This window comes from Akkermansia muciniphila ATCC BAA-835 (assembly GCF_000020225.1).
Lineage (GTDB): Bacteria > Verrucomicrobiota > Verrucomicrobiia > Verrucomicrobiales > Akkermansiaceae > Akkermansia > Akkermansia muciniphila.
Genome location: NC_010655.1, coordinates 1,757,907 through 1,782,056 on the forward strand (window position 1 = coordinate 1,757,907; position 24,150 = coordinate 1,782,056).

A 24,150-nucleotide genomic window follows, 5' to 3' on the forward strand; every position below is an offset into this window, starting at 1 on the left:
AGTTTATTTTACGTTACGGAAGCCCCATTTTTCCAGGATTCAGCAAATTTTTTGGGTCCAGGGCGGATTTGACCAGTTCGTGCAGGTGGTAGGCGCCTTCCCCCACGGCTTTCCGGAACCATTTGGCCTTCGCCAGGCCGATGCCGTGTTCCCCGGTAATGGCGCCTCCGTGTGCCAGCACCCAGTGGAACAGCCTGTCCACACAGGCGTCCGCCAGGGCTTTCTTCTCTGGATTCGCATAATCGTCCACCATGATGTTGGTATGGATGTTGCCGTCCCCGGAATGGCCGAAACACGCGATGTCCAGCCCTGTTTCCCGGTTCAGGGCCTCGCAGAATTCCACCAGGGCCACCAGGCGCGATCTGGGGATGACGATGTCTTCGTTGAGCTTGGTCATTCCGGTTGCTTTCAGGCTGTAGGAAAATTCCCGGCGGAGTTGCCAGATGGCTTCCGCCTCCGCTTCCGTGTCTGCGCGCAGAATTCCGGTCGCGCCGCATTCTTCCAGCAGGGTGCATAGCGAATCCAGTTCCTCACGCACGGCGGGCCGCCTGCCGTCCACTTCCACAATCAGGTGGCCGCGGCAGCCGGAAGGCAGGGCGCTGTCCCCCAGATAGTTCCGGGCGGCGCGGAGAGTGAAACTGTCCGTTATTTCCAGGGCGGAGGGAAGATGCCCGCTGTTCAGGATGCGCTGCACGGCGGCAGCGGCCAGCGGGAATTGCGGGAAGCCGGCGCTGAGCGCGCCGAATGCTTCCGGGTGGGGGATGAGCCTCAAAACGGCCCGGGTGATGATGCCCAGCATTCCTTCCGAACCGATAAAAAGGTCCCCGATATCGAACCCCGTCTTGTTTTTATGGGTGCGTCCGCCGCATTCCACTACCTCTCCGCTGGCAAGCACCACGGTCAGCCCCAGCACGTAAGCTCTGGTGACTCCATATTTCAGGCATCTGGGGCCGCCTGCGTTCGTGGCGATGTTTCCTCCGATGCTGCATTCCTTTCTGGAGGCCGGGTCCGGCGGGTAGAACCATCCCAGAGCACGGGCTTCCCGCTGGAGATCCGCTGTGATAACTCCGGGTTCCACCACGGCAACGCCGTCTTCCGGGGATATCTCCAGGATACGGTTCATCCGTTCCAGGGAAAGGCTGATGCCTCCGCGCACGGGAACACACCCTCCTACGTATCCCACCCCGCCGCCGCGGGCCGTGACGGGGATGTTCATGGAGGATGCATAGCGCAGCAACAGGGAGACGTCTTCCGTACTTTCCGGGAAAACGACTGCCTCCGGCAGCACGGAGGCGTACCATTTGTCCCCGGCGTGCGTCGCCAGCACATCCGGGGCTCCGGAAACTTTTTCAGGCCCCAGAATGCGGGAAATGTCTTCTTTCAAAGACATGGATTATTTGAGAATGGGGGTGCAGAAGCAGTCCGGGCGGTGGAAATCCGGATTGCCGGAAAGGTCGTCCGCCGTAGTCAGGAAAATCTGGTCCGGAGTATCCAGGATGAACGTGGCTGCCAGCTTGCAGTCGCGGATGTCCACGCCGCGCAGTTCGTTCAGCGGAATCCGGGCCATGGCGCACCATCCCTCGTCCGTCAGAATGCACTTGGTATCCACGGCCAGCGGAGCGGGGATGTCTTCATTGGCGCGGCGGGTATCGGAAAAGGCGCAGGCCCACCATGCGCCGTTGGGCGCAAGGTTGAATTCCCAGTAATTGGTGCCGTCTCCCGCGGCCATGAACCATTCCGCCAGGTCGTACCGCCATAGCTCCGGCTGGAACTGGCCGGGCCGGGCTTCCGGATGGATGGTGGCTGCCTTGCTGCGGGAAGCCAGAAACCAGAGGAATTCTCCGTCCGTGGCGAAGGCGAATTCCGCACTTGGCTCCACATCATAGCCGAACCAGTCGTTGACGAGTTCCTGGCGGGGCAGGGAGGCAAGCTGGTCGAAGCTTCCGTTGAAGGCCCATTGGTGAATGATTACTTGCATACCACCACATTTGGACAGTTTTCAGGTTTTATCAAGCCAGAACGTCTTACAGGCTTGGATATTGACGTGATTTCTCCATCATGGGGGCCGTCATGCATTTTCAAAGGACGCTGAATCGGTTTTCCCGCGAAAACGTTCCCGGGTATCTGGCTGTGTTCATCGGCGGTTTCGGGGACATGTTTGCGGGTTGTTTGAGCCGTGTGGAGAAAGGATTTCCCGGTTTTTTGCCGGGTGTGGAGTACGCAACGGCTTATTACCACTGGGACGGAGGCGGCTGCGGCGTGTTTTTTGACAGGTGCGGAAAAATAGCGGTGGAGCTGGAAGAGCTGAGACGGAGATATCCCGGGCTGCCTGTCGTGTTGATAGGACACAGCTACGGAGGCTCCTGCGCGGTGGAAGTAGCCAGGCGCCAGTCGGTTCAGGCTGCTCCTCTTTGCCTCCTGACGGTAGATGCCGTGGCGCGCAGGCAAAAGAGCGTGCGTCCGGCCTGTGTGGAATGGTGGGGGAACGCTTACCTGCAGGATGGCGGCGGCTTCATGGACGCGGTGCCCAGAATAGGCGGACGCTGGGGACATTGCGCCGGGGCTGATGCCAATCTTGCTTTTTCCGGCTACAGTCGTGACCGGGAGGGCCGCCTTTATTCTCACCGGCGTCCTGCGCCCATGCTTTATGAGCCGCCTGGGGAAGAAGCATGCAGCCTTTTTCAAGCCGCTGCCTCCTGGCTGGAAAGAAATCTTCCGGACTGAACTGCCGGAGCCGTGCTACCGGTTCAGTTCATCCCACTTCACCAGTTGGGAAAGAAGTTGGCTGATAAGGCGTTCCGTCTGTTCCCTGGCTTTCTCTTCCGGCACTCTGATCTTGTCCCCGTACGTGGTGGAAATTTGGAAATAGCACCAGCGTTGATCCATGCCGTGCAGAACCCTGTCTTTCATATCCATCAGGGTGCGGATCAAGTGGTCTTCCGTCATGTGGCGGTGGCCGATAAATACGTAATAATGCATACTGTCCAGAATGACAGGTTGCGGATGGTCCGGAGCGATGTTCTGCTGGGATTTCAGCTTGGTCATTCTGATGGTTCCGCGGCCTTCCACGGGAACATCCACCGTGGTCCCCGTCAGGTTAAAATGGCCCTGGGCCGGGAGGCAGCGTTCCGGACGGTGGATGGAGTTGTTTAAATCATGACCGGATTTCACGATGGAAACGCGGCACAAAACGGGTACGGTTTCCGTCGCATCCAGACTGATGGGGAGTTCCTGCACGTAATCCGCTTTGGAAAATTCCGTATCCGGGGCCAGGATGCCCCGTTCCTGTTCGGATTCCTGCCGGCGCGTGCCGTGCCAGCCGTACGGATTCATGCCTGTGGGGAGATCCATGCTGATGGAGGAGTCCTGCACTTCCCCCCTGCGTGGCATCAGGTAAGTGCCGCCGAGCATGACGGACAGCAGAAAAGGGATGATGAGAATTTTGAGCGTTTTAATATTCATGGCGGCGGAAACGCTTAATGGGACTTGTTCATCTTAACAACCAGCTTCTTGCGCTGTGACGGCTTCCAGATGAGTTCCCCGGCCAGCAGGGAGTGGACGGCTGCCAGGCCGAAAAGGCTGATAGGGAAAAAAAACAGCAGGCCGGACCAGTCATGCCAGGTTTTTGACGCAAACTCGGGATTTCCGTATTCCGCCATCACCACGATGCTGGTGATGCGGACACCGTTGCCGATGACGGCCAGGGGAATCGCGCTGAGGAAGAGCACGCATTTTTTCCAGAATTTCAAGTCGGACAGGTAGGCCCAGGCTGCGGACAGCATGAGCAGTGCCATCAGGGAACGCATGCCGCTGCACCCTCCTGCAATATTGAAGGCATCCCAGTGTCCGCCGGTAGAGCGGATATTGGTGCCCTGCAGATAGGTGTCCACCCCGAAGATGCTTGCCCCCCAATGCCCCAGTTCCGTCGCGATGATTTGAAGCCCCACCGTAGCCTGCTGGAAGGAGGGCAGGGGGATGCACAGCCAGAAAAAGAGCAGCGGGAAGGCGCACAGCCTGGCGGTCTGCGGTCCGGCCAGGTACCAGGCCCCGCCCAGTAAAATCAGGGGAAGAGCGCCTACGGCCACGCGAGGCTGCCCCACGCGGAAGGAAAGCATCAGAAGCATGATCGCCGGGATGAAAAGAATCAGGCCGCGCCAGTCCATGCGTCTGGGTGCCTGGGCAATTATCTTTCTGGCATGGTACAGCATGAAGATGATGATGGGAACCACCAGCCAGCCGTGTTCATAATCCGTTTGCTTGTTCCAGGAGGAAATGAGCCACTGGATGCTGTTTTCATTTCCGAATGAACCGAATTCCGGGAATGCCAGATAGTTCAGCGCCAGCAGCAGCGTGCTCACGGCCAGGGCGGCGATCATGGGGGCGGTCAGAAATCTCTCTTTGCCATCAGGAACGGGGGAATCCATCATGGAGAAAAATCAAATTGTGAGAATTAAGTATTGCGATTATGCGGGCCTGTGTTCAGAATGCGTCCGCTTTTCAGTTTCCGGTATGAAGATTATCAGCGGTACAGCACACAGAGAACTTGCGGAGCGCATTGCGCAAAGCGTAGGCATTCAGTTGACGAACGTCACGGTGAATACTTTCCCCGATGGGGAAAGTTTTGTAAAGATAAATGAAAACATCCGGGGCAAGGATGTTTTCCTCATTCAGCCCACCTGCCCTCCCACGAACCATAATATTATGGAATTGTGCGTGATGGTGGACGCCGCCCGCCGCGCCAGTGCCGGACGCATCACGGCTGTTGTTCCTTTCTTCGGGTATGCCCGCCAGGATCGCAAGGACCAGCCCCGCGTTCCCATTACCGCCAAGTTGGTGGCCAATCTGCTGACGGCCGCCGGAGTGGACCGCGTGCTGACTATGGATCTCCATGCCGCCCAGATCCAGGGATTCTTTGATATTCCGGTGGATCACCTGTACGCCGCCCCCGTTTTAATCCGTCACCTGCGCGAACATTATGTTAAAGACCTCAAGAAACTGGTCGTCGTCTCCCCGGACGTGGGCGGCGTGAAAATGGCTCGCGCGTATTCCGACGCGCTGGGTGCGGAATTGGCCATTGTTGCCAAGCACCGCGTCAACGCCACCCATGTGGAAGCCATGAATGTCATTGGTGACGTGGAAGGGCGCGATGCCGTTCTGATTGACGACATGACGGAAACCGCCGGCACCCTGTGCGCTGCCGCCAATATCCTGAAGGAACGGGGAGCCCAGCGCGTGTTCGCCTGCGTTTCTCACGGCGTGCTGGGGGACATGGCCCGCGAACGGATTTCCGGTTCCTGCATTGAACGCGTTCTTACCTCCGACACCGTTCCCATGGCCTATGGCCCCAAAGTGGACTGTGTCAGCGTGGGAGACCTGCTGGGCCATGCCGTGCAGCGCATACATGACGGAGAATCCGTATCATCATTATTTGACATTTAGACAATTTTAGTGCAGAGTCCTGCGCCCTGACCTGAGTACCGGTTTACGCGGGTTCGGAAATCCCGGCGGGGCCTCTGCCTGAACCCGATTAGGAAACATCATCAATCAACACTCAATATTGCCTCTATAAAACATGGCTACATCCCATTCCCTCAAGGCCGAAACGAGAGCCTGCGGCTCCGGTAATCTGAAGCAACTCCGCAGCCAGGGCCTGGTTCCCGGCGTGGTTTACGGTCCCGGTTTTGACAACGTCAATATCCAGGTTGACGCCCGTGAATTTGCCCGCATGCTGGCTTCCGCCGTTTCCGAACACATCCTCGTGGCCCTGGATATCAACGGCAAGATCGTGAAGGTTCTCCTTAAGGAAGTGCAGCACAACCCCATCACCAACGCCTGCCTGCATGTGGACTTTCAGGCTGTGACCGATACCACGGTCATCCATTCCATTGTTCCCGTCATTCTGGAAGGCGATTCCGCCGGCGTGGCCCTGGGCGGCGTTCTGGACCAGACCATTCACGAACTGGCGATTATCTGCCAGGTGAAGGATCTGCCGGAAGCCATTACCGCTGACATTTCCGGTTTGAAACTGGGTGAAAGCCTGCGCATTACCGATCTCAAACTCCCCTCCGGCGTAACCACGGAACTGGCCGGGGATGTGATTGTGGCTATTGTGGAAGCTCCCCGTGTTTCCGGCGAGGAAGCGGCTCCGGCTGCTGAAGAAGCTGTTGCCGAGAAATAAGTTTGATACGCCTGTTTCTTCTTTTACCGGGTCCGGAGCCGTTTTTGCGGCTCCGGGCTTTTTTTTGTCGCCAACAGGGCATCTTTTGGTAAAGTGCAGGATACGTATTTGCCTGATCAATCTGGAAAAAGCCTTAGATTTATGAACAAGTCCCTCATATTGGTGTTGACCGCATTCGTTCCGCTTGCAGCTGCAGATGAAGTAAAACTCAAGGATGGAACCGTTTACAAAAATTGCACGGTAGAAGTGGAAACGCCGGAAAGCGTCAGCCTCCTGGTTCCCGTGTCCGGAGGTATCAAGGATTCCGTAACCGTGAAGAGGGATTTGATTGAATCCATCAGGAAGGCGACTCCTGATGAACTGGAGGCTGCTCGAATCGGCAAAATGTATGCCAAACCGGAAACCATGAATGCCGGGGATTTGGAAAAAGCCTTGGCGGACCTGGACAAGACCATTAAGAAAAATCCCCAGGGCCTTGCTCATGACGCCGCCGTCAAGGCAAGAGCCAGAGTAGTGGTTTTGCTGGAGGAAAAGAAATTGACGGAGGAAGCCCGGGCCGCCCAGAATGCCAGGGAGGAGGCGGAAGTGACCGTGCGCACCAAATACGACCATGAGGCCAATAAGCTGCTGAAGCGTTTCAAGGCGCTTGCCGTGCGCAATCCATACCAGGCCATGGCCGTGTATGACCGCTTGCGCGACGGTTATCCCGGTTCCGCCGCCTTGGCGGATGCCTATCCGGATGCCGCCAGAATCGCCGGACAGCTCAACCGTAAGCTGGAGGTCATGATCGCCGCCAAGGAAAAGTCCTTGGAGAAGGAACGTGAAGCCCTGAGAAAGGAGGAAGAGAAGCGCCGGGGAAATCCCAAACTGACCAAGGAACAGCGCCAGGTGTTGATGGATGCTTTCCAGAAAAGGCAGACTGCCATCCGGGAACGTGAAAACCAGCTCACGGAAGTGTACCGGGCTTTGCGCAAGAAGGTCAAGGAACGCGGGGACCGGTGGTTTGAACCTACGGCAGGTTCTTTGGAAGCCATGAGAGACCTTAAGCTGGTAGCCGCTACGGATGCGGAACGCTTAAAAAAACAGGACCCGGAAAACGGAGCCGGTTCCGCTGCGCTGGAAAAGGCCTGGAATCTGTGTGACGAGAAAAAATTTGACGAGGCTATGGAGGTTCTGACGGAACTCCGGACCGCCCAGGTTCCCAGGGAATACTATGAGGAACTGACGGAAACGGTGCGCGTGGGGTTGCGGGAACAGCGCGCCCGTGAACGCGCCGAACGTGCGGAAGCGGCGCGCAAAGCCCGTGAAGACCGGGATAAGAAACGCCAGGAGGAAAGAGAGGCGGCCGCCAAGGCCAAAAAGAAATAATTCTGCCGTTTTCCGGAGAAAACGCTCCGGAGGAATATGGCGGAAATGGCGTTTACGGACGGGATGGATCAAGTATGTGTTGATTCCATCCTGCCCGTCAGGCTTTCCGGCCGTTGATTTCGCGCAATTCGTTGTCAGAGATTCCTGAGGTTTTTCTGTCGGAGCGGGGCCGGAGGCGTGTTCCTTTGACGGTCTGCATGTTTTTGCGGGGAGAAGAGGGCAAATCTTTCCCCATGCGATATTTCCTGCTTTCTTCCGCCGCGTCTTCAGTATAGAAGTGTTGCATGAGGAACGCTTCTTGCAAACGGGTCACGGGTGAAACGGACATCAGCATGGAACTGAACCTGGACGGCACGGGATGCGCCGCCGTCGCAACGGGGCATGCGTTTTTTGACCATATGCTGGATTTACTGGCCCGCCATTCCCTGATGGACCTGACCCTTCAGGCCCGCGGAGACCTGGAAGTAGACGCCCACCACACGGTGGAGGATGTGGGAATCGTTCTGGGGGAATGCATTAAAAATGCACTGGGGGACAAAAAGGGCATTGTTCGCTACGGCTGTTCCTACCTGCCCATGGATGAAACTCTTACGCGCGTGGTGATGGATTTGAGCAACCGTCCGTATGTAGCTTTCCGTATTCCGGAAGGCGGTCTGCCGGATGCCCCCAACTTTCCGCTGACCCTTTGCGAGGAATTCTGCCGTGCGCTGGCCAATAACCTGCGTTGCAACCTGCATGTGGAAGTGCTTTACGGCAGGGATGGCCACCACATTGCGGAATCTGTCTTCAAGGGCATCGCCCACGCGTTGCGGCAGGCTGCGGCGATTGATCCCCGAGCCGCCGGGACGCTGCCTTCAACCAAGGGAATGCTGTAAAATACATGAAACTTGGCGTGATTGATTACGGTGCGGGCAATCTCCGCAGTGTGCTGAACACCTTTGAGGCCGCCGGCGTGACCGGTCATCTGGTGCGTACTCCGGAAGATGCGGCGGGCGTAACCCATTTGGTTCTTCCCGGCGTGGGCGCCTTCGGCGACTGTGCAGAAAAGCTGCGCCGCCAGAATCTGGTGCCCCTGGTCCGGGCATGGATAGAGCGGGACAGGCCTTTTCTGGGTATCTGCGTGGGCTATCAGGTTCTTTTTGAAAGCGGGGAAGAAAGCGGGCAGGTTCCCGGACTGGGCATCCTCAAGGGGCGCGTGGTTCGATTTTCAGAATCGGAACTCAAGGTGCCTCACATGGGGTGGAACAGCGTGGCTCTCACTGATCCCGCCGATCCCATCTGGAAAGGCATGGGGAAGGAACCGTACTTTTATTTCGTGCATTCCTATTATCCCCAGCCGGAGGATGAATCCCTGATTGCCGCTTTCTGCACCTACGGCGTGCGTTTTGCTGCCGCTGTCAGGCACGGCAATCTGGTCGCCACCCAGTTCCACCCGGAAAAAAGCCAGAAACTGGGCGTGAAACTGCTGAAAAACTTTATTTCCCTGTGAGCCGGAAATTACCGGCTCACAGACTGCCGCTCTTTTTCCTGACAGCAAGGGGCAAGGAGGAGCGGTGAATCAAATGAAACGTCATTCTCGAAAAGCAGCCTTATTAAAAAGACGCCGGGATTAATTTCATTGAAACCCTTCGGACGGCACCTCCGTAGACCTTCATGGCTCAGTTTTTCCCTGTATGGAAAATAGCCAGGGCAAGAGGAGTGGCAAACTTATTTCTTACCGCCGGTTCCTGGTCAATATTGCTTAGGGGGCGGGGAATATTTGTTGAGCGGGGGGCAGAGGGGGGGGGAAGGGATGGTAATCCATAAGAAAAGAACCGCCCCTTCGCGGAGACGGTTCTTTTTGATAAGAAAGCAAGGAGCGGATATTTCGTCCGCATGGGCCGGATTTTAGCCGAGCACCTTGTAATACTGAAGGTGAATCTGGGGATTCAGGCGAAGGCGTTCGCGGATGGGCCTGATGGCGGAAGGTTCCGCAGAGAACGTGTAGGTCACATACTGCCCGGCGGAAAGGTGGTTGGATTCGTAGGCGAATTCGCGGCGGCCGGCGTTTTCCGTGGCGGTGATGTCGGCGCCTTCTTCCTTCATCGCGGCGGCTACGGTGCTGATCAACTCCTCGACGGGAGTTTCCGTACCCTTCATGTTGAATACGATAAGAGCTTCGTAATTTCTCATGGTCTTGTGATAATTAGAAATGTGTCGTGCGAACGGTGCGCACCTTGCGGGCAAGTAAGGTGCAATGATTGCCTTCAGAAAGCAAGCCTATTTTTTACCTTGTTTCCGGGAACATGCCGTTTCCTGCGTTTTACTCTCCCCACGGCGCGGAAGAATTGTTCTGCATGGCGTTTCCTGCCGTTGTCCTTAGCGGAGGAGGGCGGGATTTCCGGTGAGGAATCCGGAAAAGCGGCAGATAGAGGCGGCGGAGAGTTTTTCCGGGCTTTCTGTCCTGCCGCCTGAACAATGGTGCCGGTTCCAAAAAAGGATCATGACAAGGAGGCCTTGGAACTTTACGCCGCAGATGAATTAACGATGCGTTATTTTTTGGAATCAGGAAGAAGGAGAAAGGGCTTCTCCCTGATGGGGTGATATTCCGGTACTGGGATTCACCCCCGGAACGGGATGGTGCAGGTATGGCGGGAAAAATTCCGGAAAGAAGAAAAACGTTAACGCCTCCGCGCCATCTGTACGGCCAGCTGGAAGGCGTGGATGGTGCTGGACGGATTGGCTTTTCCGGTTCCCGCCAGGTTGAAGGCGGTACCATGGTCCGGGCTCAGCCGGGGGCGGGGAAGGCCCAGGGTGACGTTGACGGCGGTATGGAAGTCCACCAGCTTCAGCGGAATCAACCCCTGGTCATGGTAAGGGGCCAGCACGGCGTCATAGTTTCCTTCCACGGCATCCCGGTACACGCAGTCCGGGACGGAAGGCCCGTCAAATGCAGCATCCGGATGGATCGCCCTCAGCCGTTCCACGGCCGGGGCAATGATGTTCCCGTCCTCATCGCCGAAAGCGCCGTGTTCCCCGGCGTGGGGGTTCAGGGCTGCCAGGGCGATACGCGGGCGCATGATTCCTTTGCGGATGCAGAAGTCTTTCAGCAGGGTTCCGATGCGGACCAGTTCCTCTGTTTCCAGCAGGGAAGGCACGCTTTGGAGGGAAGTATGAATGGTTGCCAGCCCCACCGTCAACCGTTTCCCGGTCAGGCACATGGCGTAATTGTCCGTTTTCAGGCGTTCTGCAAAGAATTCCGTCTGCCCCGGCCAGCGGAAACCTGCCTCATGCAGGGTTTCCTTGCAGACGGGGGCGGTGACAACAGCGTCAACCGTTCCTTCCCGCAGGGCATGGGCCGCCTGTTCCAGATGGTCGAAGGCGTGTTTGGCGGATTCCGCATTAGGCCTTCCCGGGGGAAGCTCCACTCTCTTGCCGATGAGGCGGTATTCCGCATCTTCCGGGAGTTCTCCGGAGGCAAGCGCGGCGGAGATGACTTCCGGGCCTATGCCCGACTGGTCGCCCAGCGTGTATCCAATGACCGGTTTCATAGTGCGGCAACAGGAGGGATTACAATTCCGCGGGTTCCGGCATTCCGGCAGGGGAAGCGGGAATTTCTTCCGCGGGGGAAACAGGAGTTTTTTCTGCCGGAACAGCCTGCAGGGCTGCCGCCCGTTTTTCCATGTTGATGACCTGTGTCGTTTTTTCCGGTTCGTCGGGGTTGCGGAGTTCGAATTCCAGGTGGGAGTTGGTGGACCAATGGTAATAAATGGTGGCGCCGAGGGCTGCCAGCACCAGAATCAGGAGAATGGAACCGAAGAAGGAGCGCATGCCTCTACTGTGTCCCGGAGGAGGGGGGAATTCAAGAAATTATCAAGACCGCCTGCGTGGGCGGGCAAACGCCGTTAACTGCCGTGTATCTTCATTTCCTGGAAGAGGAAAGAAGGGTAAGTAAAAAGAGGCAGCTCGGCATGAGAAGATCCGGGACAGTTCAGGACAGGATTTTCATCGCGAGGAACAGGAGCATGAGCAGGATGGCAAAGCCGATGATTCTGCCCGCCATGCTGCCGTCTTTCCCGTCCTGGATGCACATGGGGCAGTTTTCCGGGCCGTTCATGCCGCTGCATCCCATGCCGCACGCGCCGCAGGGAAAATCCGCCTCCCGCTTCTGTACTCGGTCTTGGAGAAGGAGTTCCAGCTCGCGCACGGAAGGCTCCACACCGTAGACGACGATTTCCCCGTCAATGGCGAGTGCGGGAAGCGGCGTCCCAATTTGTTCCGGAACAGTCTCTTCAGCCTGCACCTCCGGATTGACGCCCAGATGGGCCAATGCCTGGAGGGTATTGGCACGCAGGGCGTTTCCTGGGTAGGCCCGGCTGTAAAAAAGCTGAATCCTGGTCATGGAACTGGGTATGTCAGGAACGCTTCCGTTTGGGAAGACTCTTCTTCCAACAAATAGGACGGGGCTCCAAAGGTCAATGCGTTTTTCCGTGTCATGACATATAAGTGTTGTACGGAAAACATTTTAGACTTTTCAAATGAGGAGGGAACGGGCACTATCCCGCCGGTCCCGCCATGAAAAAGCTATCTCTATTCCTTTTGACCCTGGCCTGTGTATTCCAGTTTTCCGCCCAGGCACAGCAACGGCCCAGTTACATTGCCATTGAGGCCAATTCCGGCAAGCTTCTTTTCAGTTCCAACGCAGAAGAAAAAAGGCCCGTGGCCAGTCTTTCCCAGGTAGCCACCGCCATGGTGGCTTTGGACTGGGTGGCCCGCACGCGGTTGCCGCTGGACACTTTCATTGCCGTGCCCCAGGAAGCGTTCGGCCTCCGTGCGGGCAATCCCATGGATCTCCAGCCGGGAGACCGCCTGACGCTCCGGGACGCTTTGTATTCCACCCTGCTGGGTTCGGACAATGTTTCCGCCCTGACTGTTGCCTCCTTTGTGGGGCGTGACCTGGTGTCCCGCCGGGGCGGCGGCGCCCCCATTGCCGCTTTTGTGGCGGAAATGAACAATTTGGCCCGTTCCCTGAGGATGGCCAAAACGCGCTTTACCGCTCCCCACGGGCTGGACGCCGGCAACTCCGTTTCCACTTCCTGCGCGCTGGATATGGCCTTGTTGGGCGTTTACAGCATGCAAAATCCGGCTTTTTGCTACATTGTTTCCCAGGCGAGCCGGCGCATTGAAGTGCAGTCCCAGACCAAGGGCAGGACGATGTACGATATTTCCAACAACAACAGGCTCATGAGCGCTTCCGGCGTGGACGGCATCAAGGCGGGCACTTCCCGCGCCGCCGGCCCCTGCCTGCTGCTCAGCGTGACGCGCAACGCTATTTCCCGCCGGAGCCCCCAAACGGGGACGGAGGTGATTTATCCGCAGCGCATGATTATTGCGGTGCTTGGTTCTGCGAGCCGCTATTCCCTCGCCAGGGAGATGATGAACACCGGCTGGCGCGTTTGGGAAAACTGGCAGGCTTCCGGCATGGATATGAAGGACCCCAAGGAATTTGTCCAGCTTCCTGTGAAATCTGCTCCACAAAGGAGATAGGAAGTAGACGGGGAAGGATTTTTCTGCTATAAGGAACGCCGAATATGAACATCGGTGTTTTGAATAGCGGGGGTGACTCCCCCGGGTTGAATGCAGTTATTGAAGGTGTTGTGGGCGCGGCTTCCCGTCGCGGCTGGAACGTTGTGGGTTTTTACGACGGTTTTGAAGGGCTTTTGTCCGAGGAAGGGGACGAACGGTTTGAATGGCTGACCCCTGCCGCCTGCCGCGGATTGCGAGCCAAGGGGGGCACCATTCTGGGAACCGTGAACAAAGGAAACTTCGCCATCAAAGTAGGCGTGGACCAAAAGGGGGCGATTGAACCCGCGGTGCTGGAAAAAACGAAGGCTACTGTCCGCCGGCTGGGACTGGATGCCCTGATCGTTGTGGGCGGAGACGGCTCCCAGTCCACGGCTCTTTTGCTTTCCGAGATAGGGCTCCCCGTAGTTGGCGTGCCAAAAACCATTGATAATGACCTGGGCGCAACCGATGTCACTTTTGGCTTCTACAGCGCCGTTTCCATTGTTTCCGAGTCTTTGGACCGTCTGGAAACCACTGCAAACGCGCACCAGCGCATGATGGTGGTGGAAGTGATGGGACGGCATGCGGGATGGATTGCCTTGGAAGGCGGCATCGCAGGGAGTGCTGATGTTATTCTTCTGCCGGAAATTCCTTTTTCCCTTGAAAACGTGGTGGAATGCATCAAGGCGCGCAAGGCTGCCGGGCAGCGGGAAATCCTGGTGGTGGTATCTGAAGGGGCCCGTCTGGCGGACGAACTGGTATTGCTGGATGAAAAGACCCAGGGGGAAGTTCGCCTGGGTGGCATCGGCAAGGTGATTGCCAAGAAACTGGAAGAAGCCACTGGGATTGAAACCCGCTCCTGCGTGCTGGGCCATATCCAGCGCGGCGGTTCTCCCTGTTCCTATGACCGGATTCTGGGAACGCGGTTCGGCAGTTATGCCGTGGAACTGGTGGAAAAGCGCCAATTCAGCTGCATGGTTGCTCTCCGTGGGACGCAGATGACTGCCGTACCCATTGAGGAAGCTGTGAAAACCTTGAAGCTGGTGGATCCCGATTGTCAGCTGGTGCGCACGGCCCGCGATTTGGGCGTATGCTTCGGGGACTGACGTTCTCCGTCTGCGTCACGGGAAATTGATTGTACCCGATAGGGTTTTGATTGCTTTTCAACCGTATCCTGGAATCAGGATACGGTTATTTTTTGCGGAAGCACGCCGTATTCATTGGGGCCTGGCGAGCTTTTAAGAAGCATCATGGACAGGAAGAGGATGGAAAGCAGATCCATCAGGCTGGACACCATTCCCAGGTAGTCCAGATAGGGGGCCATGTCCTCCGGGACCAGGCGCAGCAGGAAAATCAGCAGGAAAGTGACGATGAAAATAAGAATGGGAATCAGGATGAATTTTCCGCTCAGATTGCTGTCATGCAGGCGGCGCACGGCGACCGGCAGATTGAAGAGGATATTGAGCCCCGCCACGGCTGCCAGAAGCTCCAGGGAAAGCATGCTCAGCTCTCCGGATTGGTAGAAAAAGTAAAAGGTGGGATTGAAGCAGGAGTGAGCCAGCAGGATCAGAGCATCTTGCGGATGGGCGGCATATAACAGGATTTGGAGGGAAGGAGAGACATAAAAACCCGCCGGCTGGCTGTCAACGTCTATCATGCTGTAGCCCAGCGGAAGGAACAGGAGGACGGAAAGGAGGAAAAAGGACCAGAATTCCGTCCGGGACGCGCGGCCTGCCACCGTATTCAATTTCCGCAGGCTGATGAGCCAGTAAAGGTAAAACGGAGTCAATGGCTGCTCTTTCAGTTTTCCGGCAGGGGGATCAGCCGGTTGGGGCTCCGGACGGCGGCTGTATTTGTTGCCGTCCGCCTTGCTTTCTCCTAGCGTCAGATAAAAAAAGATCAGATGCCCCAGCCCGAAGGGAATGAAAAGGGAAAAAAGCCAGAGGCCGCTCCTGCCTGTATCATGCAGGCGTCTGAACGCGGCTGATATGCTTGGGATGAATAACACCGCCCACAGGAGGATGGTTAAGGCGTCTCCGTAGATGCTCAGTCTTGTATCAGGGATGTGCAGCCAGTCCGTCAGGATATACCCTGCCAGGGCTGGAATCAGCGCCAGGAGGGGAAGAGCCATGAACCACCAGAATTCCGCACGGGAAGCGCAGCCCCGAAAGTCCGCATAATGAAGAAAACCTTTTTTCCAGCAGGAGAGGGGGGAAAGGAGGGAAGATGCCTGCGTGGAGGTTGGAGGAACGGAGGAAACAGCAGGAGAAGCAGGAGAAGCAGGAGATTCCGGCATGGATGAAAAGGGGGTTTCCGTTTAGACTCCCTGATGCCGGGGAATGCTCAATGCGTCTGTGCCCAGGACATGGAAAGTTCCCTCCTGCAGCCGGTTCAGATCAGGACAATCGCCATCAGCAGCATTCCGGCGATGATGCCCATGATGGAAATGTGATGGTGTCCCCAGCGTTCCGCCATGGGCAGCAGCTCGTCAAAGGAGATGAAGACCATGATTCCCGCGACGGAGGCAAAGAGAACCGCAAGTACGGTAGGTGTGAGGAAGTGGAACAGGAAGAACATGGCGATGGCCGCGCCCACCGGTTCCGCCAGACCGGAGAGAAAGGAATAAAAAAGGGCCTTTTTACGGCTGCCCGTACCGTAGTAAAGAGGTACCGCCACGGCTATTCCTTCCGGAATGTTATGGACGGCTACGGCCAGGGCGATGGAGGTGCCTAAAGTCAGGGAGTCCAATCCGGCGGCAAAGGTGGCGATTCCTTCCGGGAAATTGTGGATGCCGATGGCCAGGGCGAACAGAATGCCGGACCTTTTAATTCGGGATGAGGAAAATTCACCGCTGGCCTGTCCATGGATGTCTTCCGGTCCGCGCGCTTCGTGCGGGTTTTCGTCTTCCGGAACCAGGTAATCAATCAGAGCCGCCACGGCAATTCCCCCGAAGAAGGAAGCAATGGCGATCCAGGAACCTGCCGTATGGCCTTCGAACTCCATCAACCTGTGCTGGGCTTCTCCCAGCAGTTCCACCAGGGAGATATACACCATGACTCCGCCGGATAATCCCAGGGCAAAAGTAAGTGCCTTTGTATCCGTCCTTTTCATGAAGAAGGCGATGAAGCCTCCTATGCCGGTAGCAAGACCAGCCAGCGTGGTGAGCAGGAAGACAACGAGGATGTGGTCGGCGGAAAGGTCCATGCGTGCACCTGCCGGGCAGGGATGACCCCGGCAGTAAAGAAAGGGGTGTATTATTTTGCGGGAGCCGTGGGAACGATCATCTTCGTGGCCCGGATGGCGCCGGGGGGAAGGGGGGGCTCTTCCCCCGGCTTCAGGAGGCCCCGTTCCTTCTTGATTTCAGGCAGCTTGTCCAGAAGTTTGCCGAACGCTTTTCCTTCAAAACTTTTTGGGAGGAGCGCAACGCCTTCTTTGAGAGGCTGTTCCAATTCATTGACCCTGTTTTGCTGCATGAGCAGGTACACTTTTTGCATGAGAACAGCTTGTTTGACTTCCGGAAGAAGCCCGTTCTTTTTCAAGTAGCTGTCCATGATGGAAAGCGCTTCATCAGGATTTTGATCCGCCAGAATGTGGATGTTTTTCTTCCGGAACGTATCGGCCCATTCCAATTTCTGGGCATGGAGCAGATCGTCCCTGTGCAGTTTGGCGAGAATTCCGGAAGCGTCCTGCGGGTCCAGTTTTTCCAGTTCTGCCAGAGCCGGCTTATAGAAAGTGCGGATGCTGGATTGGGGAACCGTTTTCAGCAATTGAACCAGCGTGTCCCGCCGCTGCTGGTCAGTGAGCTTTTCCGCCAGCTTGTTTGTCAGGGACTGCTGCGTGTTGAGTGCTTCCGCCGCTTTTTTTGTATCCTGCATGACCTGGGCAGGATTGGCGTAACCTACGACGGTGTGGACGGGCCGCCCCTGGGCATCCGCAAACACCAGCGTGGGGAATCCGGTGATGCCGTAGGATTTTTTATAGGTTTCCAGAGAAGTTTTTGTCTGCGCGTCCTGCTGCTTTTTACGTGGGTAGTCCAGTTCCACGGGAATAAAGGAACGGGAAATGGCTGTCTGGATTTCAGGAAGGGAAAGAGCCTGCTTTTTCTGCATGATGCAGGCTCCGCACCAGTCGGAACCGGTGAATTCCAGCATTACTCCCTTATTCTGTGCGGCGGCTTGCTGCATGGCTTCCGCAGGGCTGGTACTCCATGTTTCGGAGGCGCCGGCACTCCAGGCGAGGAGTATGGCTGCGAGGGGATGTATGATTGTTTTCATGGCAGGAATGTCATTATTGCATGGGGGGAAGCGGAGAATGGGCGGGGGGAACCCACATGTTTCCGGAAGAGGAGCTGCCGGAATCTCCGGTATGGGTAGGTGTTTCAATTTTCGGTTTTCCGGCGGGCGGGTCCAGATCTTCCACCACCACTTTCTTTTTGGCGGGCTGGGGCACGGGGGCGGCAGCCGGGGCCGGCGAGGGCGCCCTGCGGATAACGGGGGATTTGAGGGAAGCATCCGTCTGGTTCATGGCCGTAATATTCAGCGGGTCGCCGTAGGCCAGCATTTCCCGGATGTCGTCAGGAAGATCTCCGGCAGGAATGGAGGTGCTTCCCTGTTCGTGCATGATACGCACGAATTCATTTTCCACGCGGGTGATTTCCACATTCAAATAAGTTTTGCCTGAATGGGATGTCTTCAGAATGTCGAACTTGCGGCCGCGTGCCTTGGCTCTGGCGTGTTGGCGGTAGCGTTCGAAGTAGGAGCGGATTTCTCCCCGGATGCCGGCTACGCGCATTTTCTCTTTCTCAATGGATTTTTGCGTCTCTTCCAGGTCGGAGGCCGTATGTTCAAAGATATCCAAAAGGCTGAGCAGCTGTTCCTTGGGAGCGGTCCTGTTCCGTATTTCCCTGAGCTGTTCCTGCTTCTTCAGCAGCTGGGCATGATTGTCCTCCAAAGCTTCCCGAGCATCTTTGACAGGGTCTGGAAGCTGGGAAAATTTTTCATAAACAATATAGCCGGCACTGATGACGATAAGGGCGAACAGCCCCAGGCAGAGGTTCCAGAAAAGAGAGTCTCCCCTGGCTTTCCGTTCGGAATCCTCCTGCCGGGCGGATTCTTCTTCCGCAGCGTGTTCCGAGACGACGTCCAGGGAGGTTTTCAGACGTTTTTTGGCTGCGGGGGCGGAGTTTTCATCCTTATGTTCTCCTCCGTTCTCCTTCGGAGCAAAGCGGGTTTCGTCTTCCGCAGGGGGGAGAGTTTCGCCGGACGGCTGTCTGGGAGCGGGGGCGTCGGTCATGGGATGCGCGGGAATGGAGGTTAGTCTACCGGGTGGGTTTGTTTGAATTCAGCCAGTTTGGCCGCATACGCGTTATATTGATATTGCAGGGCATGGAATTCCTGCTTGCGCTGCGCCAGCGTTTTGCGCATGTCTTCAATGTCAAAGCACAGGTGCTCGAAGTCGCGGCGTTTGGAAGGCAGGACATCTATATCCTTCACCGTGAAGGGCGTCGTGATTCTTCCCGGGTTGGAAAGCCTTTTCTGAAGATTGTAATTAACGCGGGCATCGTGGGATTCCGCCTGGCTTATTTCCTGTTCCGTCTGGGCCAGTGCGTTTTTCATTTGCTGGAGCTGGGCCTGGAGCTGCTGGTGTTCCTGGGATGAATTCCCCGTCAGGAAGGAGGTCAGGGCTTCATTCGTACTGCTGTCGCACGAAGTAAGGGCCAGCGTGAGGGCCAATGCCGGACAGGTACGCCTGGTGAATCTCACGATGTTGAACATGCCGGGGATTATGAACCTTAACGGAGGGGAAAGTCAAACTGTTCATGCGCCCTCCGGAACAATGATTTTTCTCGCATAAAACGCGTATGCGGCTACAATGCCCGCGGCATGATGCAATTATCGGAGATCGGAGGCCATCTGACGGCCAGAACGGGTATTGATGATTTGATGGAGGATTTGTTCAAGGCCCTCCATTCGGGAGACGCCGGCCTGTGCCAGTTGAACGGCGGGAGCCCCGCCGTTATTCCTGAGGTGACGGAACTTTGGCGGCGCAGCATGGGGGAACTGGTGCGAAATGGCAAATTTGACGTGCTGGTGGGCCATTATGCCCATCCGGGCGGGGATCCTGCCTTTATCCGTGCCCTGGTGTGTTTTCTCAATGAACGTTGCGGATGGAACCTGACGCCGGAAAATGTGGCGATTACCCAGGGTGGCCAGATGGCCTGCTTTACACTGTTCAACATGCTGGCGGGCCCGTGCCCGGACGGTGCTGTGCGTGAAATCCTTTTTCCCCTGTGCCCGGATTATGTGGGATACCAGTCCCAATCCCTGTGCGGCGGCGTCATGTTCCGGGGCATCCGGCCCGGCATCCGCATGCTGGACGGGCACACGTTCAAGTACGTGATTGATTTTGACCGTCTGGACATACGTCCGGAAACGGCCGCCGTCTGCATGTCCCGGCCTACGAATCCCACCGGGAACGTGGTGACGGATGAGGAATTGGGGCTTCTGCGGGAAATGACTTCCCGCGCCGGGGTTCCCCTGATGATTGACAATGCTTACGGGCCTCCGTTGCCCAATATTTGTTTTGTGCCCGTAACCCCGGCCTGGGATGAGAACATGATCCTGACCATGAGCCTGTCCAAGATCGGGTTGCCCGGAACGCGCACCGGCATTGTCATTGCGCGCCCGGAGATCATTCGTGCCGTCGTGAGCATGGTGACTACGTCATCCCTGTGCCCGAACAATCTGGGCCAGGCTCTGGTGACGCCTTATCTGGAAGACGGCACTCTGGAGAGAGTCTGCCGTGAAACCCTCACGCCGTTTTACCGCGGCCGGGCGGAATTCGCCCTGTCCCTGCTGCCGAAACTTTTCGGAGAATCCATCCCCTGGCGCGTTCATAAGAGTGAGGGCGCCATGTTCCTGTGGCTGTGGTTTGAGGGATTGCCCATCACGTGCCAGGAGCTTTACGAACGGTGCAAGTCACGGGGCTGTTTTGTAAATCCCGGCCATCACTTTTTCTTCGCCCTTCCGGAGGAGGGGGAACCCTGGCCGCACCGTCATGAATGCATCCGCATCAGCTTCACCCAGACGGAGGAACTCCTGCGCAAGGGGCTTTCCATCGTGGCGGATGAAGTGCGCAAGGCCTACTCCCGTTCTTAATCCAAACCTGACCCGTATCCATGAACAGCATGACCGGTTTCGGCAGAGCCGCCGCCCAGACAGACCGTTATAATATCCTTGTTGAAATATCAGGCGTAAACCGCAAACAAACGGAAATTGCCGTCAATGTGCCGCGCGGCTATGCGGAATGGGACGCCTCCGTGCGTTCCATCGTGCAGGGGGCTGTTTCCCGCGGCCGTGTAGGCGTCTCCATTTCTGTGGAGCGTCTGGAGGAAGCGGATGGCTTCCTCCAGCTTGATGAGCAGAAACTGGCCTCCCTGGCGGAGCTGCTGAACCGTGCGTCTGACCTGACAGGTCAACCGTTGCCCCTCCAGGCGTCCGACCTGCTGAGGCTGGATATCGTTACTTCCGCAGCGGAAGCATCCTTTTCTCCGGAAGAAGCGTGGCCGATGGTGGAAAAGGCGCTCAAAGCCGCCTTGAAGGATTTTATTTCCATGCGTGCGGCGGAAGGCGCCAACCTGAAAGCGGACGTTCTTGGCAAGCTGGATGTCTTAGAGCAATTCCGCCTCCGTATCGCGGAACATGCCCCTTTCGTGCCTGTCAGGCTTCGGGAGGCCATGCTCAAGCGCTTGGCTGATGCCGACCTGTCCGTTTCCGCGGACGATGAACGCATCATCCGGGAAGTGGCCCTGTTTGCGGACAAGTGCGACATTTCCGAGGAAATTACCCGTCTCTCCTCCCATTTTGACCAGTTCCGCACCTTGTGCGGTTCCTCCGCTCCTGCGGGCAGGCCTCTGGATTTCCTTTGCCAGGAAATCTTCCGGGAATTCAACACCATCGGCTCCAAGGCGAACGATTCCACGCTGGCCCATCTGGTTGTGGCTGCCAAGACGGAGCTGGAGAAAATCAGGGAACAGGTTCAGAACATCGAATGACAGCCATGAAACAGCCATTGGGAACATTGCTGGTGGTATCCGGGCCTTCCGGTTCCGGGAAGACGACGTTGTGCCGCCGCGCGACGGAAAACGGTCTGTGTGTGTACAGCATTTCCTGCACGACGCGCCAGCCCAGACCCGGGGAAGTCAATGGAGTGGATTACCATTTCCTGACTCCCGCCGAATTTGACGCCAGGGTGGAGCGGGGAGACTTTCTGGAATATGCGGAGGTGCACGGCAACCGCTACGGTACGCTGAAAGCGGATATTTTGACTCTTCTGGAACAGGGGAAAAACGTGGTGATGGATATTGACGTGCAGGGGGCTGGGCAAGTCCGTTCCTGCCGGGAGGGCATTCTACCCCTCTGCTATGTGGACGTTTACATTTATGTGCCGCAGGCGGAGCTTAAAAACCGCCTTTGCGGACGGCAGACGGATGGCGCTGAAACCATTGCCCTGCGTCTTCGCAATGCGGAACAGGAAGACGCCTGCCTGCCGCAGTACCAGTACTGCCTGGTTTCCTCCGACCGCGAGACGGATTATGCTTCCTTTTGCGCCCTGCTCAAATGCCAGTCCATGCGGGTGGGACTGATGCGGTGATAAGGTCTTGCCTGTTTATCGAGAGACTGCGTTCTCTCGTTTCGTCCCCCGTCACATGGCATCCGGGATGGCGGCTCCGGTTCCGAGACATTTGGAATTGGTTTTCTTCCCGTGCCTATATGGTATGTGATTCCCTTTCCTCTGATCCGGCCTGCGTGAAAAAACGCGGGTTGAAATTCTTGACGGGCAGGATACTCATAGGCTCTTTGAATAATTCAATGTTGAAATTATCCTCCAGGCAAAGGTGTCCCGGTAGGTCAGATACTGCCCCGTTTCCTTGTATCCGTTAATTGCCTTTTTGACTAAAATGTTTGACTGTCAGTTGAACGTGGATGGATGAAACTACTGTTTCCCGTTGTTCTCTTCTTAAGGAGAAGGATAATGTAAAATAGGAGCCCTGCTTTTAGACGAAACAGGGATATTGTTTTTTGTTCCCGTGGGAATGATGGCGCCTTTGACCGGGTGCTTGGTTTCCTTTCCGTTGACCGGGCCTTCCAAAGCTATTATCGCTCTACTTGAGCGGATACAACCAGCCGATGGCGCAGGTAAAAATGACCCAGAGGAGCAGGTTGAGGGGGAGTCCCACTTTGACGAAGTCCTTAAATTTGTAACCGCCCGCATTGTACACGTAAGTGTTGGTCTGGTAGCCGATGGGGGTGGAGAAGCTGGCGCTGGCGCCGAACATGACAGCCAGAATGAAGGGAATGGGGTTGGCGTCGAATTGCAGGGCCATTTCATAAGCCAGAGGCCCCATGACGGCCGCTACGGCATTGTTGGAGATCATCTCCGTCAGGATAGAGCAGATCAGGTACAGGCCGGAGATGGCGACCAGGCACCCCAACGGGCCTATATTATCCACTACGCCGAAAGCAATGGCTTTGGCAAGCCCGGTTTTGCTCATGGCTTCTCCCACGCACAGCATTCCCAGAATCAGAAAAATAATGCCCCAGTCCACCGCCTGGTAGGCTTCCTTCGGCTTGATGCAGCCGGAGATGATGACGATGAGAGCTCCGATGTAGGCGAGATAGAAGGGATTGAAGCGCGCGAAGAATTTGAAGAATTCCCCGTATTGCTCAAAGGAGCCCAGCAGGCCGATAAAAATGAACAGCCCCATGGCCAGGATGGCCCAGCCCTGTTTGCTGCGGTTGTGCGCTTCCGCAGGACGCTGGCTCAGGGGGATGATGCGCTGCTTGGTCAGGATGCGGTTCATTCCTTCCTGCGGTCCTTCCAGAAGAAGCGTGTCCCCTGCCGCCAGCTTGGTGTTCGGCCCCATGTCCGTGATGTTTTTGCCCTGCCTGTGGATGGCGAGCACGAAGATGTTGAATCTCTGGCGCAGCTTGAGTTCGGACAGGGACAGCCCGGCGAATTCGGAATTGTTGGCGATCATGCCTTCCACGATTTGCACATCGCGCTGCTCCAGCGTTTCCAGCCCGCGGCTGTCATCCCAGCCCAGGTCCACGCCTTTGGCTTCCCTCACCTGGTTGACTTTTCTGGCGTTGCACAGGAAAAGAATGCGGTCTCCTTCTTCCAGGTTGATGTGCTGCAGCTCTTCCTGCATGGAGAATCCCCTGCGGCGAACTTCCACGATTTTGGTGCCCAGCAACTCGGTTTGCATCAGGTTGATGGGAGTGGTGCCGATGTGGGGGGAATCCGCGGGAATTCTGACCTGGAGCAGGAAATCGCGCTGGATGCCGCCCGGAAGCATGGTGGACAAAGTGGGGCGGGATGGAAGCCATTTGCGGCCTAATGTCCAGAGGTAGAGCAGGCCCGCCGCCGCATAAATCAGGCCCATGGGCGTTACCGTGAACATCTGGATGCCGTCATAACCCAGTTTCTGCACCTGGCCGAGCACAACTACGTTGGTGGATGTTCCGACCACGGAGCAGGTGCCTCCCAGAATGGTGGCGTAGGAGAGGGGGATGAGCAGCTTGGAGGCCGCGATGTTATGATCCCTGCAGAAGGCCAGCACGATGGGCATCAGGATGACGACCACCGGGGTGTTGTTGACGAAGGGGGAAACCATGAACGCTCCCAGTGTAATGACCAGCAGGGCGGTCAGTTCCCTCCCCTTGGCTACCTTGTTGAACAGTTTGGAAAGGTCTCCTATTAATCCCGTTCTTTCCAGGGAAGCACTCAGAATGAACATGCACACCACTGTCAGCGGTCCGCTGTTGGCAAAGCTGGACAGCACATCACGCGTGCTCAGAATTCCCGTGAGCATGAGGACGGCGGTGCCTGTCAGGGCTGTGATTTCCACGGGCATCCATTCCTTGATGAAGCTGATGAATAACAGGACCAGCAGAATGCCTACAATCCATTGCTGGGCGGCCGCTGATTCCAGCCAGCCTATGACGGAGGCGGAGTTGATGTTGAGAAGAGGAAGCATGGTTTGAAAGTTGAAGGTGTGG

At 56.7% G+C, this 24,150-nt stretch carries 25 protein-coding genes; 11 read left to right on the forward strand and 14 right to left on the reverse strand.

The window, feature by feature from the left end:
- Nucleotides 1-13: 13 nt before the first annotated feature.
- Together AMUC_RS07855 and AMUC_RS07860 are read right to left on the reverse strand one after the other, a co-directional pair.
- The gene (locus tag AMUC_RS07855; protein ID WP_012420503.1) at nt 14-1,390 is read right to left on the reverse strand and encodes an FAD-binding oxidoreductase; all 1,377 of its coding nucleotides are present in this window, start codon (nt 1,388-1,390) and stop codon (nt 14-16) included.
- 3 nt (nt 1,391-1,393) lie between these two features.
- Complete coding sequence (locus tag AMUC_RS07860; protein WP_012420504.1) at nt 1,394-1,978, reverse strand: DOMON-like domain-containing protein; 585 nt, start codon at nt 1,976-1,978, stop codon at nt 1,394-1,396.
- A gap of 92 nt (nt 1,979-2,070) precedes the next feature.
- On the opposite strand from AMUC_RS07860, the gene AMUC_RS07865 reads away from it, so the two are divergent.
- Entirely contained in the window at nt 2,071-2,724 is a 654-nt protein-coding gene (locus AMUC_RS07865; RefSeq protein WP_128252583.1) for an alpha/beta fold hydrolase, read from the forward strand.
- Between the two features lie 15 nt (nt 2,725-2,739).
- On the opposite strand, the gene AMUC_RS07870 is transcribed toward AMUC_RS07865, so the two are convergent.
- On the reverse strand, nt 2,740-3,462 hold the full coding sequence (locus tag AMUC_RS07870) for an EpsI family protein (RefSeq protein WP_012420506.1): 723 nt from the start codon (nt 3,460-3,462) through the stop codon (nt 2,740-2,742).
- A gap of 14 nt (nt 3,463-3,476) precedes the next feature.
- Nucleotides 3,477-4,427, reverse strand: a complete 951-nt coding sequence (locus AMUC_RS07875) for an exosortase/archaeosortase family protein (RefSeq protein ID WP_042448118.1) — start codon at nt 4,425-4,427, stop codon at nt 3,477-3,479.
- An 82-nt stretch (nt 4,428-4,509) separates the two neighbouring features.
- Here AMUC_RS07875 and AMUC_RS07880 point away from each other — a divergent pair, with 82 nt between their 5' ends.
- The 5 genes from AMUC_RS07880 to hisH all read left to right on the forward strand — a co-directional run bounded on the left by AMUC_RS07880 (nt 4,510) and on the right by hisH (nt 9,035).
- Complete coding sequence (locus tag AMUC_RS07880; protein WP_012420508.1) at nt 4,510-5,439, forward strand: ribose-phosphate diphosphokinase; 930 nt, start codon at nt 4,510-4,512, stop codon at nt 5,437-5,439.
- Between the two features lie 133 nt (nt 5,440-5,572).
- Complete coding sequence (locus AMUC_RS07885) at nt 5,573-6,178, forward strand: 50S ribosomal protein L25 (RefSeq protein WP_012420509.1); 606 nt, start codon at nt 5,573-5,575, stop codon at nt 6,176-6,178.
- Between the two features lie 141 nt (nt 6,179-6,319).
- On the forward strand, nt 6,320-7,546 hold the full coding sequence (locus AMUC_RS07890) for a hypothetical protein (protein ID WP_012420510.1): 1,227 nt from the start codon (nt 6,320-6,322) through the stop codon (nt 7,544-7,546).
- Nucleotides 7,547-7,830: 284 nt separating this feature from the next.
- The gene (hisB, locus tag AMUC_RS07900; RefSeq protein ID WP_012420511.1) at nt 7,831-8,421 is read left to right on the forward strand and encodes an imidazoleglycerol-phosphate dehydratase HisB; all 591 of its coding nucleotides are present in this window, start codon (nt 7,831-7,833) and stop codon (nt 8,419-8,421) included.
- Between the two features lie 5 nt (nt 8,422-8,426).
- Nucleotides 8,427-9,035, forward strand: coding sequence for an imidazole glycerol phosphate synthase subunit HisH (hisH, locus tag AMUC_RS07905; protein WP_012420512.1), 609 nt, complete (start codon nt 8,427-8,429; stop codon nt 9,033-9,035).
- Nucleotides 9,036-9,433: 398 nt separating this feature from the next.
- Here the strand turns inward: hisH and rpsF are convergent, their stop codons facing one another.
- The 4 genes from rpsF to AMUC_RS07925 form a co-directional block, all read right to left on the reverse strand.
- A complete protein-coding gene (gene rpsF / locus AMUC_RS07910; RefSeq protein WP_012420513.1) occupies nt 9,434-9,718 on the reverse strand; it encodes a 30S ribosomal protein S6 in 285 nt (94 codons plus the stop codon).
- A gap of 488 nt (nt 9,719-10,206) precedes the next feature.
- Nucleotides 10,207-11,076, reverse strand: coding sequence for a 4-hydroxythreonine-4-phosphate dehydrogenase PdxA (pdxA, locus tag AMUC_RS07915; RefSeq protein ID WP_012420514.1), 870 nt, complete (start codon nt 11,074-11,076; stop codon nt 10,207-10,209).
- A 19-nt stretch (nt 11,077-11,095) separates the two neighbouring features.
- The gene (locus AMUC_RS07920) at nt 11,096-11,356 is read right to left on the reverse strand and encodes a hypothetical protein (protein WP_012420515.1); all 261 of its coding nucleotides are present in this window, start codon (nt 11,354-11,356) and stop codon (nt 11,096-11,098) included.
- A 160-nt stretch (nt 11,357-11,516) separates the two neighbouring features.
- Nucleotides 11,517-11,927, reverse strand: coding sequence for a thioredoxin domain-containing protein (locus tag AMUC_RS07925; protein ID WP_012420516.1), 411 nt, complete (start codon nt 11,925-11,927; stop codon nt 11,517-11,519).
- A gap of 173 nt (nt 11,928-12,100) precedes the next feature.
- Between AMUC_RS07925 and AMUC_RS07930 the strand changes: the two genes are divergently transcribed.
- The gene (locus AMUC_RS07930; protein ID WP_012420517.1) at nt 12,101-13,072 is read left to right on the forward strand and encodes a D-alanyl-D-alanine carboxypeptidase family protein; all 972 of its coding nucleotides are present in this window, start codon (nt 12,101-12,103) and stop codon (nt 13,070-13,072) included.
- Nucleotides 13,073-13,116: 44 nt separating this feature from the next.
- On the forward strand, nt 13,117-14,196 hold the full coding sequence (locus tag AMUC_RS07935) for a 6-phosphofructokinase (RefSeq protein WP_012420518.1): 1,080 nt from the start codon (nt 13,117-13,119) through the stop codon (nt 14,194-14,196).
- Nucleotides 14,197-14,270: 74 nt separating this feature from the next.
- Here the strand turns inward: AMUC_RS07935 and AMUC_RS12075 are convergent, their stop codons facing one another.
- The 5 genes from AMUC_RS12075 to AMUC_RS07960 form a co-directional block, all read right to left on the reverse strand.
- Nucleotides 14,271-15,386: a DUF805 domain-containing protein gene (locus tag AMUC_RS12075; RefSeq protein ID WP_012420519.1), complete on the reverse strand. Its 1,116-nt coding sequence runs from the start codon at nt 15,384-15,386 to the stop codon at nt 14,271-14,273.
- Between the two features lie 95 nt (nt 15,387-15,481).
- Entirely contained in the window at nt 15,482-16,294 is an 813-nt protein-coding gene (zupT, locus tag AMUC_RS07945; protein WP_012420520.1) for a zinc transporter ZupT, read from the reverse strand.
- Between the two features lie 50 nt (nt 16,295-16,344).
- Nucleotides 16,345-17,364: a thioredoxin family protein gene (locus AMUC_RS07950; protein ID WP_012420521.1), complete on the reverse strand. Its 1,020-nt coding sequence runs from the start codon at nt 17,362-17,364 to the stop codon at nt 16,345-16,347.
- A gap of 13 nt (nt 17,365-17,377) precedes the next feature.
- On the reverse strand, nt 17,378-18,382 hold the full coding sequence (locus AMUC_RS12665) for a hypothetical protein (RefSeq protein WP_012420522.1): 1,005 nt from the start codon (nt 18,380-18,382) through the stop codon (nt 17,378-17,380).
- Nucleotides 18,383-18,402: 20 nt separating this feature from the next.
- A complete protein-coding gene (locus tag AMUC_RS07960; RefSeq protein WP_012420523.1) occupies nt 18,403-18,864 on the reverse strand; it encodes a hypothetical protein in 462 nt (153 codons plus the stop codon).
- A 108-nt stretch (nt 18,865-18,972) separates the two neighbouring features.
- Between AMUC_RS07960 and AMUC_RS07965 the strand changes: the two genes are divergently transcribed.
- Genes AMUC_RS07965 through gmk form a run of 3 tightly spaced genes read left to right on the forward strand, consistent with a single transcriptional unit; the run spans nt 18,973 to nt 21,742 of the window.
- The gene (locus AMUC_RS07965) at nt 18,973-20,247 is read left to right on the forward strand and encodes a valine--pyruvate transaminase (protein WP_012420524.1); all 1,275 of its coding nucleotides are present in this window, start codon (nt 18,973-18,975) and stop codon (nt 20,245-20,247) included.
- 20 nt (nt 20,248-20,267) lie between these two features.
- The gene (locus AMUC_RS07970) at nt 20,268-21,143 is read left to right on the forward strand and encodes a YicC/YloC family endoribonuclease (RefSeq protein WP_012420525.1); all 876 of its coding nucleotides are present in this window, start codon (nt 20,268-20,270) and stop codon (nt 21,141-21,143) included.
- 5 nt (nt 21,144-21,148) lie between these two features.
- Nucleotides 21,149-21,742 carry a guanylate kinase gene (gene gmk / locus AMUC_RS07975; RefSeq protein WP_035196567.1) on the forward strand — a complete coding sequence of 198 codons (594 nt, stop codon included), beginning with the start codon at nt 21,149-21,151 and terminating at the stop codon, nt 21,740-21,742.
- Nucleotides 21,743-22,253: 511 nt separating this feature from the next.
- On the opposite strand, the gene AMUC_RS07980 is transcribed toward gmk, so the two are convergent.
- Complete coding sequence (locus tag AMUC_RS07980) at nt 22,254-24,128, reverse strand: SLC13 family permease (protein WP_012420527.1); 1,875 nt, start codon at nt 24,126-24,128, stop codon at nt 22,254-22,256.
- Nucleotides 24,129-24,150 lie beyond the last annotated feature (22 nt).